This is a genomic window from Streptococcus oralis (assembly GCF_001075875.1).
GTDB classification, from domain to species: Bacteria; Bacillota; Bacilli; order Lactobacillales; family Streptococcaceae; genus Streptococcus; species Streptococcus oralis_I.
Window position 1 is genome coordinate 1 of the sequence record NZ_JUOS01000145.1, and the last position, 13,034, is coordinate 13,034.

A 13,034-nucleotide genomic window follows, 5' to 3' on the forward strand; every position below is an offset into this window, starting at 1 on the left:
TTCAGCATCAGCATCGACTAGCGCAGTAGCAAGTGCATCAGCGTCAACCAGCGCAGTAGCAAGTGCATCAGCATCAACAAGCGCGGTAGCTTCAGCCTCAGCGTCAACAAGTACTTCGGCTTCAGCAAGTGCATCAATGGCTCACTCTACTTCAACTCATCAAGCTTCTCAAGCTACTACAAGTAAGACACAAATACGTAAACAGTTGCCTAATACTGGAACGTCAGCCTCAGTTTCCTCAGCTCTTCTAGGAGCTATGGTAGGGCTAACAGGTCTAGGTTTAGTAGCGAAACGTCGCAAAGATGAAGATGAAGAGTCAAACTAAAAGCTATTGAAATAGCTGATGGTTTCTGAACTAAAATAAAAAAACCTGGAAGTTTAAAACTTTCAGGTTTTTTAGGTCTTGGAGAGGAGTTGCAATGAAATGTATTGTGAAACATGATATAATATAGGGAAGGAGAATTGATTTATGGGTGAAAAAATCACGGTAATTGTTCCAGTTTATAATGTTGAAAATTATCTACAGCAATGTCTGGATAGTTTGCTCGCGCAAACATATAAGAATCTTGAAATCATTGTCGTCAATGATGGATCTACAGACAATTCGGGTAATATTTGTCAAGAGTATGCCCAAAAAGATAATCGTATCATCTATATAGAAAAAGAAAATGGAGGTCTATCTGATGCACGTAATACAGGTCTAGAAAAAATGACTGGAAACTATGTAACTTTCGTTGATTCGGATGATTGGGTAGAACTAAACTATGTAGAATTTTTGTATAGGAAATTGATGGAATATCAGGCAGATATTGCGGTTGCTAATTATTACTCTTATAATGAGTCTGAGGGGATATACTACTTTCATATATTTGGAGATTCTTACTATGAAAAAGTTTATGACAACGTTTCTATCTTTGAAAACTTATATGAATCGTCAGAAATGAAAAGTTTTGCCCTGATTTCTGCTTGGGGAAAGCTTTATCGGGCTGAATTATTTAATCATTTACGTTTTGATAAAGGCAAACTAGGTGAAGACGGTTATTTAAACCAAAAAATGTATTTGTTGGTTGAAAAAATAGTCTATATGAATCAAGGGCTTTATGCGTATCGACATAGAGATGGTAGTATTACGAAAAGTTGGACAGAAAAGTGGATGCATGCTTTAGTGGATGCAATGTCAGAACGGATTACTTTACTAGCTAATTTAGGTTATCCTCTCGAAAAACACTTATCAGTCTATCGTCAAATGTTGGAAGTGAGTCTTGCTAATGGTCAAGCTAGTGGTCTATCAGACACTAATACTTATAAAGAATTTGAAGCAAAAAAATTTCTCCTAGAAGAGTTGACTAACAGAAAGAAAAAAGATAAAAAAGCCATAGTATTGGCTGCGAATTTTTCATATGCCGATCAAGTGATGACAACGGTGAAATCCATTTGTTACCATAACAGATCAATTCGCTTTTATCTCATCAATAGTGATTTCCCTAACGAATGGTTTAAACAATTAAATAAGCGATTGGAAAAATTTGATTCAGAAATCATCAATTGCCGAGTAACATCCGAGCAAATTTCACGTTATAAAACAGATATCAGTTATACAGTCTTTCTGCGTTACTTTGTAGCTGACTTTGTAAAAGAATACAAGGCTCTCTATTTGGATTGTGATTTGGTCGTAACGAAAAATTTAGATGACTTATTTGAAACAGACTTGCAAGATTATCCATTGGCTGCAATTCGAGATTATGGTGGAAAAGTATACTATGGTCGAGAAATATTTAATGCGGGTGTTTTGCTTATCAACAATCGTGTATGGAAACAAGAACAAATGACCCAACGATTGATTGATTTAACGAATGAATGGCATGACAAGGTAGATCAAGCTGATCAAAGTATTTTGAATATGCTTTTTGAAAATCAGTGGTTAGAGTTGGACTTTGATAATAACCACATTGTTATTCATGAACGATTTGCAGACTATAGTTTCCCAGAAGGGCAGGAATATCCTGGGATTATCCATTATCTATCAGAAAGAAAACCTTGGCAGGTACACGCTGGACAAACCTACCGTGATGTTTGGTGGTACTATCATAATCTTGAATGGACAGAGCTGGGACAAAATCATCATCTACATGCCTTGCAAAAACACCATATCTATCCGATCAAAGATCCCTTTACTTGTTTGATTTACACCGCATCAGATCAGATTGAAGCAATTGAGACCTTGGTTCAGTCCTTACCAGATATTCAATTTAAGATTGCAGCTCGAGTCGTTGTTAGTGAAAATCTTTCTCGACTTGTGGTTTATCCCAATGTCACCGTCTATTCTGGAATTGTGTCATTAGAGGAATTAGATAGGGAACTAGTGGAGACTAGTAATGTGTTATTAGATATTAATCATGGTGAAAAGGCAGAAACAATACTGGACCAGTTTGCAGGATTAGAGAAGCCTATTCTAGCTTTTGAAAATACCAAATCTTATGAAGTGGATCAGGACACATATCCAGTTGATCAAGTCCAGGAAATGATTAAGAAATTGAGAGAACTGAGTGAATGAAAAAAAATCAAATAGTAGGAGATGCTCTAATTTTGACTGTTAGTGATCAGATTGAACAGTTAGAATATCTTCTAGAAAACTTACCTAATGTATGTTTCTACATCGCAGCGACGGTTCAATTTTCTGAGAAGATCCGAGCACTTGAGTCTAGTCACAATGTTCGTCTCATTACGATTTCAAACGATTTACAATTAGATTTTTTAGTCAACTTGTGTGACTTTCTACTAGATATCAATCATTTTCAAGAAGTGAATTCTATTGTTGCCAAGTTTGTAGAAGCAGGAAAACCTATCTTTGCATTTGAAAATACTGTTCATGGAAATCAAGGACAAGAAATCTTTCTATCAAGTAGACCGAATGAATTGGTTCAAAAAATTCGTGAGAGCATGACTTCTAACCAAGTGAGAATCAATCATCAAGAAAAAATGATTCAAGATGGTAATTGGAATGTTTTCCAAGTTGATGATAAAGCTAGCTTTATTATAGGTACAAATGTCATTTGCAGAAATTTTGAAAATTTCCATATTTCTGGGGGAAAATTGATTTTACATGATGGCGTCTTTATCAATAATTCTTGCAGTTTTAATTGTATGGAGAGAATTGAAATAGGTTCTGGGACTATGATGGGAGAGGGAGTTCGTTTTTACGACCATGATCATGTCTATACAGCTGAAACAATTGAAAAGTGGCAGTGGACCACTGCGCCAATCAAAGTTGGGAAAGACTGCTGGATAGGCAGTAACGTCACTATTTTAAAAGGAGTGACTATTGGTGATAATACCGTCATAGGTGCAGGATGCTTAGTGCGTAAAGATATCCCAGCAAATAGTGTAGTTTATAATGATGGGAATCTTATTGTAAAAGAAAGAAGATGATTTGGAACTATGGATATAAAAAAAGCAATCGTTTTAGGAGCAGATAATAATTATCGTGACAAGTTGGAAACGACTATCAAATCTATTTGTTATCATAATAGAGATTTGAAATTTTACATTTTTAACGAAGATATTCCCAAAGAGTGGTTCTGTCTCATGGAAAAGAGATTGGGGGAAATAAACTGTGAAATTTTAAATATAAGGATTGATGCAGAAAAAGTAAAGCATTTTTCTACTCCTGATAAACACATCAAGTATATGACTTATTTTCGCTATTTTATTGCAGAATTTGTAAAAGAAGATAGGGCTTTATATTTAGACTGTGATATGGTTGTTCATGGGAATATAGATCCGTTATTTCATAAAGATTTCGAAGAAAATTATGTAATTGCCGTTCAAGATGCATGGGATAAGAATATATTTAATGCAGGAATGATGATGGTAAATGTTCATAAGTGGAAAACTGATAATATTTGTCAAAATCTTTTAGAGTTGACTGCAGAAAAGCATCAAGAAGTTTACGGAGATCAAGGAGTCTTAAATTTATTATTTGAACATAAGTGGAAAAAAGTATCTCCTTATTATAACTTTATGGTTGGACTTGATACTTTGGCATATTGGGCTCAAAAACCAGAGTGGTTTTTAAATACTTGGGATGAAAACTACAAACCTGCTATTATTCATTTTGAAGGTAGAGATAAACCGTGGAATAATTCATCGAAAACAAGATATAGAGAATTGTGGTGGCTTTACAATGGTTTAGATTGGCAAACTATTTTGTCAGAAAAGGATACAAAACCGACATCGTTTAGTGACATTGCAACAGTTAGTTTATTTCATACAGCTATCTTTACAGATACGCAAGAGTTGGAACATATAGAATATCTTGTAGAAAAACTTCCGAATGTCCATTTTCATATTTTTGCTCATAGTTATTTTGGATCAAGAGTATTTAATCTAGATGTTTTTAAAAATGTATCACTTTATCCTAATTATACTTCTTATCAATCTCAAGAAATTCTGAGTAAGTTAGATTTTTATTTAGATATTAATCATTATCAGGAAATAGATAATATTCTTTCAGTAATTGAACAGTTATCAAAACCAATATTTGCATTTGAAAATACTAGCCATGATACAAATAATAGAAGCCATATCTTTTCTTCGACGGAGCCAGAGAAAATGGTAGAGTTTATTAGACAATTTTTAGGAGAATAATTGAATTGCTTATGAATGAATTAATTAGTATCATAGTTCCAGTCTACAATGTTGAAAATTAGTTGAGATAGTATTCAGGGACATACTTACCCAAAAATGTATATTGAAAAATAAAGGATATGATAGAAAGTGGAGAGAAATGAAGCTACATATTACCAATCTATATGGAATGGCAAGAGAAAGTACAGCAACCATTGCGCAAAATGCCATTCAAAAAATTGCTACTCAACTTGGGTTTAAAGAGTTAGGAATTTATTTTTACCAAGCTACTTCTGAAACAGTTGAAGAAAGAAGTAGAAGGCTAGACGGAATTCTAGCAAGTGTTTCAATGGGAGATGTAGTCATTTTTCAAACACCAACATGGAATGGAATTGAGTTTGAAAGAGAATTTTTAGCGAAGCTAAAAGCTCTGCAAGTCAAGATTGTTATATTTGTCCATGATGTCATTCCTTTGATGTTTAAACAAAATGCCTTTCTTTTAGATGATTATATCAGTCTCTATAATATGGCGGATAGCATTATTCTACCTTCAGCAGCTATGAGAAAAAGACTGGTTCAAAATGGGCTTAAAGTCAATAATGTCCTCTTCCAAGAAATGTGGGATCACCCCCATGATTTAGATTTGTATTCCCCTGCATTTAAAAAGTCAATTTATTTTGCGGGAAATTTAAGTCGTTTTCCAGAACTACAAACTTGGTCTGGGACAGTTCCGCTAACAATTTTTTCAAATGAGGATCAATTTCCTACATCTGAGCAGGTGCATATTGCAGGTTGGAAGACAGATGAGGAAATGCTTTTAGAACTTTCTAAAGGCGGATTTGGTTTGGTATGGAGTACCCATCAGAACGAAGATCAAAATCTTGACTATTATAGTATGAATTTATCCTATAAATTAAGTACTTATTTAGCTGCAGGTATTCCAGTTATTATTCCTTCTACCTTATCGAACTCTGCCTTTATCGTAGAGCAAGGATTAGGTTTGGTGGCAGATAGCTTGGAAGAAGTAAATACTCTAGTAGAGCATTTATCTGAAGAGACCTATATTGAGATGTGTCGTAGGGTACAATATTTTTCTTTCTTAATCAGCCAAGGATTCTTTGCGAAGCAGTTTTTATTAAAGGCTGTTTTCGAGTTAGGTATTCAAAAAAGATCAGAAGAGCAAAGATTACAGCTATTGACTGTTACAAATAGTCAGGATTTAGAACAAATTCAATATTTGGTTGATAAACTTCCTGAGTGTGATTTTCGTATTGCTGCAAGAACTATGATGGGACCACGTTTGATGGAGTTAGCCCAAAAAGAGAATGTTTATCTTTATCCTGCGTCAGATTCGGAAAAGTTGGAGAAAATAATTGAAAGCACAGACTTGTATCTGGACATTAACTATGGTGGAGCAGTAGATGGCGTGTTAGATAGTGTAATAGCTAAGGAAATTCCAATCTTTGCCTTCTATAAAACGCAGAATGGAGATAAGGGTCAATATTTATTTGCTATAAAAAATGTTGATGTCATGGTAGATGCTATTAGGAGCTATGCTGAAACAAAACAATTGCCCACTAAATCATTTGATTTTGAAGTGCAGACCATAGATGAAACACTCGATTATATTTTGGAGCATCAATCTTCTATAGCTAGATTTGGTGATGGCGAAGCAGCGATCATGCTGGGACAGTCTATCAACTATCAACAATATGATCCACAGCTTGCAGAGGAATTGAAATTTATTGTCAAGCAGCAAAGTAATCCGCAGCTAGTGATTGGTTTACAAGAAGGTATAAAAAACCGTTTTAGCTTTGTTCCAGAAGCACTTGCCTTTTGGCGTCAATACTTAGAGGATTATGAAGAGTTTTATTTAGAGTATTGTCATAACCCTTGGTATGGCTCAACTTTTATTTCCAGACCTTATATTGACTTTTTAGATAAATCAAAATCAAAATCACAGTTTGAAAAGTTGAAAAAAATCTGGGAGGGAAGAGATATCCTGATAGTGGAAGGCTATACTTCTAGATCAGGAGTGGGAAATGATTTATTTGATGGTGCTAAGAGTATCAAGAGAATTATTTGCCCGTCCAGAAATGCCTACTCAAAGAAAGCTGAAATCATGGAGGAAATACTCAAGCACTCTGAAGATCGTTTGATATTATTAATGTTGGGTCCAACAGCAAAAGTATTAGCTTATCAACTCGCTTCTAAAGGGCTTCAAGCTATTGATATTGGACATATAGATTCTGAGTATGAATGGATGCAAATGGGCGCGGAAAAGAAAGTCTTACTGAGAAACAAGCATACCGCAGAATTTAATCTAGATACAGAAATAGAGTTAGCAAATGATGATGCATACTTGAGTCAAATTGTCGCTGACTTGAGTGAAGAATAGTATTGGATATGGAATTTTGGAGGAGAGATGACATCAGAAAGACTTGCAATCGTTTTGATTGCTGATCAAGCTTATACAGAACAATTGGCTGTGACCATGAAATCCATCATGTATCACAATAAATCAGTTGATTTTTATATCATTAACCAAGGCATTATGCCCGACTGGTTTAGAAAAATAAGACGCATTGTAAAAATGTTGGGAGGGAATGTATACAGTATTCCATTTGATATGGGGAAGATCTCATCTCAATTAGAAACGTCATCTTCTAGTAGTCTAATGCCCTATGCCAAGTATTTTATTGCAGATCTAGTGGATAGGGATAAGGTTCTCTATCTTGATAGTGATACCCTTGTAAATGGTCCTTTAAAGTCGCTTTTGTCTACGGATTTAGAAGGATTTCCAGTAGCTGCTGTAAAGGATATAGATGGCAGTTTTAATACCGGGGTTCTGCTTATTGATGCTGTTAAATGGAGAGATTTAAGTATTTCGACTAAGTGCTTAGAACTACATGCAAATTTGGAAAATGAACAGTTGGAATCAGAAACCTCCAAGAATGTCCATAGAGTTCTTAACCAGATCTTTAAGGATAATTGGTTAGAATTGGATAAACGATTTAATGTTCAGGTTGGCCATGATATTGTTGCATTTTACAGTAATTGGCAAGAACATTTTCATTTGGATGATAGTCCTTTGATTATTCATTATACAACTTATAGAAAGCCGTGGAATAGTCTAACTTCCTACAGATATAGAGAAAAATGGTGGGATTTCTATAATTTAGAGTTTTCTCAGGTTTTAGCTCATCACCTGAATGAATTTTCTTTAATACAAGGTGAAAAACAGGGACTGGAGTTTATAACGCTTACCAATTCGGAAGAAATAGAAGGAATTGAATATTTAGCAAATACCTTCCCAGAGCATAAATTTCATATAGCTGCATATACTGAAATTGGTGACAGTTTAAGAAGATTATCTATAATAGACAATATTTATTTACACCCACAATCTACTGCAGAAAAATTAAAATATCTTTGTGGAAAATCAGACGCATATTTAAATATAAATTATGGTGATACAGATGAATCTATCTTACATTATATGGTAGATATGAATAAACCGATTTTTAGTTTTTATGCTACCCATAAGGGGAAAGTGCCTCAATATCTTTTTTTGAAAAAAGATATTGAAAAAATGAAGGAAGCTATCCAGTTATTATCCAAAGTAGGAAATGCTAGATTTGCTAAAGAGTGGAAAACTGAAGACCTCTTTAATATATCTGTAATGTCCATAGATGAAACTCTAGATAAACTTTTACAAACAAATCAATCCATGGTTCGATTTGGAGATGGAGAAATTCACATTATGAATGGATATGATATTCCATTCCAAAAATACGATGAAGTCTTGGCACAAGAGATGAGAAATATTTTAATGTTCGATGATAGAGAAAATATGATGATCTGTATGCCAGAAGTTTTTGAAGTCTTCCAAGGTAATTTTACACAAGACGCTAATTCTGAAAGTTTTTGGAAAAGAGAGCTAGATCGATTTTCAGATTTTTTCAAGAAATATTGTCATTCAAAGAGATATGGGTCAGCCTTTATTTCAAGGCCTTATATTTATAATAAGGATAAGAGTCGCGCTCAAAGTCAATTTGAAAAAATAAAACAATTGTTCGAAGGGGAAGAATTATTAATCGTTGAAGGAGCAACTTCACGTTCAGGAGTTGGGAACGACTTATTTGATGGTGCAAAATCAATTAAGCGTATTATATGTCCTTCCCACAATGCTTTTGATAAAATTCAGGAAATTAAAGAAGAAATCTTAGAACACTCAGAGGGACGACTAATTTTGTTAATGTTGGGACCAACTGCAAAGGTTTTAGCTTATCAATTATCTCAATTAGGTTATCGTGCTTTAGATCTTGGACATATTGATTCAGAGTATGAATGGATGAAAATGGGAGCAGAGACAAAGGTACAACTAAAACACAAGCATACAGCAGAATTTAATTTCGACCAAGGGATTGAATTTATAGAGGATGAAGACTATAATAGTCAGATTGTTGCAGATTTGTCTAAGTAGAGAGGTATAAATATATGGATTTTCCATTGATATCGATTATTATTCCTGTATATAATGTAGAGGAATACATTGAACATTGTATTAAAAATATTTTGATACAGACCTATACGAATATAGAGGTTATTATTGTCAATGATGGTAGTCTTGATGATAGTATCACTATTGCAAAGAAATTGACAGAAGATGACTCTCGTTTTATCTATCTTGATAAGGAAAATGGTGGACAGTCGGATGCTCGAAATGCAGGATTAGATATTGCGACAGGTGATTATATCTTTTTCTGTGATCCAGATGACTTTATGTTTGAGAAGAGTATTGAAAATTTATATTATGCAAGTCAACTAACTGAAGCAGATATTGTCGTAGGATCGTTTTGTCGTTTTGAAGAAGGTATGTTTTATTTCTATCCAAAACCAAAAGAAAACGAACTACTATCTCCGCTCAGTGCTAGAGATGCTATACAAGGCATGGATAGCATGGAGGATTATACTCTGCTTCGCTATTCTGCAGTTTGGGGGAAACTATTCAAAAAGCATTTATTTGATGAAATTCGCTTTCCTAAGGGGAAATATGCAGAAGACCAGTTCATTATGTGGAAACTCTATCTAGCAAGTGAAAAGATGACTCGGTATGATTCAGATGTTTATGCATACAGAATTAACTTTAAAGGACTGACTCAGAACTACAACTTATCTCATTTAGATTTTATAGATGCGATCGAGGAGCGTATTGAAACCTTGATGGAGATGCCAGAGCTAGCCTATCCGATGGAATTAGCCTTTAATCAGTATAAGTTTGCTCTAAGGAGAAATTTATCTATGTTAGAAGGAACCGAATTTGTCCAAGAGGAAGCAAGAGTGCGCGAAAAGTTGGAGCATGCTGAGAATGGGGACTACCTGTTTTTAAAAGATAAAAGAAAGTGAAATATGGAAAATCAATTAATCAGTATTATTGTGCCGGTTTACAATGTCGAAGAGTATCTCAAACAATGCTTGGATAGCATTCTAGAGCAGACTTTTAGCAATTATGAAGTTATCCTTGTAAATGATGGATCGACAGATAGCTCAGGTCTAATTTGTCAAGAATACGCTGAAAAAGATGCACGTTTTCGTTATTTTGAAAAAGAAAATGGAGGGCAGTCTGAAGCTCGAAATTATGGAATTGAACAAGCCCAAGGAGAATATCTTACCTTTGTTGATTCGGATGATTGGGTGACTGAAACTTATATCGAAGAACTATATAGTAAACTTCGTCACTATAATGCAGATATTTCCATAACTAATTATTTTATTTTTCAAGAAAGTAATGCGACATTCTATAAACATGTTTTTGAACCTTGGGAAAAGGACTATGATAGTAAATATTTACTAGAACATTATTTTGAGATTCAAGAGGGTGACTTTTTCTTATCCACGGTGTGGGGGAAATTGTATAAAAAATCTTTATTTGAATGGTTACGTTTTCCAAAAGGAATGACATCAGAGGATGCGGCTTTAGTTTATAAAATTTATGATCTTGCAGAAAAAATTGTTTATTTTCATAAGGATAGTTATTGTTATAGACAACGTGAAGGTAGTACTTCGAAATGTGTGACAGTTAGTAGCATTGAGGATTCAATTAAATTGAGTTTAGAAAGAATTGTCTTACTATCTTTGAAAGGATATGATGTTTCTTGCTATCTGCAACATTTCCAAGAATTGCTCTCCTTAAATGAGTGTAATATGAGGATAGCATGGAATCTGTTTGACACAGAAACCTATCGTCAAATTAAAGAAAATTTACAATTTATATCCACTAATAAGAGTTAAGGAAGCAAAGGAAGTAGAATGCTAGAAACAATCAGTATTATTATTCCCATCTATAATGTGGAGGCTTATCTCAGAAAATGCTTAGATAGTATAATGGAACAATCTTTTTCTTGTTTTGAATTGCTTTTAATAAATGATGGTTCTACCGATGGTTCAGGACAGATTTGTCAAGAGTATGTAGAAAAAGATGACAGAATCCGTTATTTTGAAAAAGAAAATGGTGGAGTTTCTTCAGCTCGTAATTTTGGAATCAAGCAATCGAGGGGTGAGTATATTACATTTATTGATTCGGATGATTGGGTTGAACCAAATTATTTAGAGATTTTATACAAGGCAATGAAAGAGCAAGATGCGGATATTGTGGTTACAAATTACTACACTTTTCGAGAAGAAGATGCAATGTTTTTATTTCATGTTTCTGAAACAAATGAAGCGCTTGTTTTTCAACCAAATGATTCTTTTTTTAACTATATGTTTTCAACCTTTGGTACAGATATTGCTTGGGGAAGTGCATGGGGAAAATTGTACAAAAAATCTGTGTTTGAACGTTTTTGCTTTTCAGAGAATATTTCATGGGCAGAAGATTTTGATTTAATGTATAAATTGTTTTTAGTTTCTCATTGTATCGTCTATCTTCATAAAGCTCCATATTGTTATCGTGACCGTGGGGGCAGTGCTTCTAAAGTACCAGGCGAAGAGCCTATTCGTCAAAGTTTAAAAGTTTCAGAAGATCGTTTACTGACCCTTGCTTTGGCAGGGATTGATTTGACGGAAGCTAGAAAGCATCACATCGGTTTGTTACAATGGATGAAGTATAATATGGGAACGGTATGGGATATGTCTGATACAGCTACCTATAAAAAAATAGAGGACCAATTGTGGTTGTTACATTTAGATAAATAGGAATAAAATTACCTAAATAAGCATGGAGAGTGCTAAAGAGAAATAGTAAGAAAGTGAGACATCTATTGAAAACAGAAACAATATCAATCATTGTACCAATCTACAATGCAGAGAACTATCTGAAATCATGTTTGGATAGTGTGCTGTCGCAAACTTTTAAGGATTTTGAGGTTTTGATGGTGAATGATGGCTCGACAGATAGTTCAGCGACCATCTGTCAAGTGTATGCAGAACGTGACAGTCGTTTCCGATATTTTGAAAAGGAAAATGGTGGCTTATCTGATGCGAGAAACTATGGATTGGATAGGGCGCAGGGAGCCTATATCACTTTTCTAGATGCAGATGATTTTCTTTTTGAAAACTATTTAGAAAAATTATATCAAGCGAGCTACCTTAGTGATTCTGATATCTTAATTGGAGGCTATTGCCGTTTTGATGGTTCTGATTTCTATTTTTACAATGATCATTTTAAGAGTGATTCCTTGAATTCTTTCACATCAGCACAAGCGATTCAAGTCTTAGATTCTATGCTGGATGTTCCATTTTTAACTTTTTCGACTGCTTGGGGGAAACTGTTTAAACGAGATTTGTTCAATGAGCTTCGTTTTCCTTACGGAAAATATGCTGAGGACCAATTTTTAATTTGGAAACTCTATATGAAAGCTACCAATATTCATGTTTTTAACAATGCTTCCTATGTTTATCGTATGAATCCTTTAGGCTTATCTAGCGTTTTTTCTCTCAAGCATTTAGATTATATAGATGCACTTGAAGAACGGATAAGAGCTACAAAGGATTTAGAAGGGATAGATATTCAACATTCCTTTAACATGTATGACTATGTCTTACAGAGAATGTTGGGACAGTTGGAAGAACATCAATTTTTAGAGGACGCAGATAAAGTACGTGAAAAGTTAGAGTTGGCAAAACGAAAAGACTATCCCTTTTTACTATAAAGGATAATGTTTTGGGGTGTTTGAGATGGAGATATGCCCAGGCTAAGGAAGCAGGATTACAGGATACTGAAATATTTAGACGATACACAGAACTCTTTGATTTGTGTGATGATATATGAATAGTAATTGAGAAAAGATAGGTAGATAATGCATAAATGAATATACAATCACAAGTAGCTTTCTGTCTTATCTTATAAAAGCTAAGAGCAGATTTTTTCTGCTTTTTTTGTTATAATAGTAGGGTTATAAGTACAT

General features: G+C 34.2%; 10 protein-coding genes and 1 pseudogene. All 11 read left to right on the plus strand.

Features of this window, described 5'->3' with window-relative positions; translation table 11 throughout:
- The coding region (locus tag ADM33_RS08160; RefSeq protein WP_049504399.1) for an LPXTG cell wall anchor domain-containing protein at nt 1-325 on the plus strand (325 nt) is incomplete at its 5' end.
- A gap of 144 nt (nt 326-469) precedes the next feature.
- Complete coding sequence (locus ADM33_RS08165; RefSeq protein WP_049504401.1) at nt 470-2,554, plus strand: glycosyltransferase; 2,085 nt, start codon at nt 470-472, stop codon at nt 2,552-2,554.
- Complete coding sequence (locus ADM33_RS08170; RefSeq protein ID WP_049504403.1) at nt 2,551-3,429, plus strand: acyltransferase; 879 nt, start codon at nt 2,551-2,553, stop codon at nt 3,427-3,429. The genes ADM33_RS08165 and ADM33_RS08170 overlap by 4 nt, the downstream gene beginning before the upstream one ends.
- A gap of 9 nt (nt 3,430-3,438) precedes the next feature.
- On the plus strand, nt 3,439-4,647 hold the full coding sequence (locus ADM33_RS08175; RefSeq protein ID WP_049504404.1) for a glycosyltransferase: 1,209 nt from the start codon (nt 3,439-3,441) through the stop codon (nt 4,645-4,647).
- A 139-nt stretch (nt 4,648-4,786) separates the two neighbouring features.
- Nucleotides 4,787-5,788: pseudogene (locus ADM33_RS11765) on the plus strand (sugar transferase); the annotation flags it as partial.
- Nucleotides 5,789-6,157: 369 nt separating this feature from the next.
- Nucleotides 6,158-7,024: an SP_1767 family glycosyltransferase gene (locus tag ADM33_RS11770; RefSeq protein WP_239684827.1), complete on the plus strand. Its 867-nt coding sequence runs from the start codon at nt 6,158-6,160 to the stop codon at nt 7,022-7,024.
- 27 nt (nt 7,025-7,051) lie between these two features.
- A complete protein-coding gene (locus tag ADM33_RS08190) occupies nt 7,052-9,112 on the plus strand; it encodes an SP_1767 family glycosyltransferase (RefSeq protein ID WP_049504406.1) in 2,061 nt (686 codons plus the stop codon).
- 14 nt (nt 9,113-9,126) lie between these two features.
- Complete coding sequence (locus tag ADM33_RS08195; RefSeq protein ID WP_049504408.1) at nt 9,127-10,035, plus strand: glycosyltransferase family 2 protein; 909 nt, start codon at nt 9,127-9,129, stop codon at nt 10,033-10,035.
- Between the two features lie 3 nt (nt 10,036-10,038).
- Nucleotides 10,039-10,920 carry a glycosyltransferase family 2 protein gene (locus ADM33_RS08200; RefSeq protein ID WP_065429217.1) on the plus strand — a complete coding sequence of 294 codons (882 nt, stop codon included), beginning with the start codon at nt 10,039-10,041 and terminating at the stop codon, nt 10,918-10,920.
- A gap of 18 nt (nt 10,921-10,938) precedes the next feature.
- Nucleotides 10,939-11,823 carry a glycosyltransferase family 2 protein gene (locus ADM33_RS08205; RefSeq protein WP_049504409.1) on the plus strand — a complete coding sequence of 295 codons (885 nt, stop codon included), beginning with the start codon at nt 10,939-10,941 and terminating at the stop codon, nt 11,821-11,823.
- Between the two features lie 65 nt (nt 11,824-11,888).
- Entirely contained in the window at nt 11,889-12,779 is an 891-nt protein-coding gene (locus ADM33_RS08210) for a glycosyltransferase family 2 protein (RefSeq protein ID WP_049504411.1), read from the plus strand.
- The last annotated feature ends 255 nt before the right edge of the window (nt 12,780-13,034 follow it).

Bases quoted from the DNA above. Each gene is read 5' to 3' on its own strand.
- ADM33_RS08165 (WP_049504401.1), top strand. From the start codon at position 470: ATGGGTGAAAAAATCACGGTAATTGTTCCAGTTTATAATGTTGAAAAT.
- ADM33_RS08200 (WP_065429217.1), top strand. From the start codon at position 10,039: ATGGAAAATCAATTAATCAGTATTATTGTGCCGGTTTACAATGTCGAA.
- ADM33_RS08195 (WP_049504408.1), top strand. From the start codon at position 9,127: ATGGATTTTCCATTGATATCGATTATTATTCCTGTATATAATGTAGAG.
- ADM33_RS08190 (WP_049504406.1), top strand. From the start codon at position 7,052: ATGACATCAGAAAGACTTGCAATCGTTTTGATTGCTGATCAAGCTTAT.
- ADM33_RS08175 (WP_049504404.1), top strand. From the start codon at position 3,439: ATGGATATAAAAAAAGCAATCGTTTTAGGAGCAGATAATAATTATCGT.
- ADM33_RS11770 (WP_239684827.1), top strand. From the start codon at position 6,158: ATGGTAGATGCTATTAGGAGCTATGCTGAAACAAAACAATTGCCCACT.
- ADM33_RS08170 (WP_049504403.1), top strand. From the start codon at position 2,551: ATGAAAAAAAATCAAATAGTAGGAGATGCTCTAATTTTGACTGTTAGT.
- ADM33_RS08205 (WP_049504409.1), top strand. From the start codon at position 10,939: ATGCTAGAAACAATCAGTATTATTATTCCCATCTATAATGTGGAGGCT.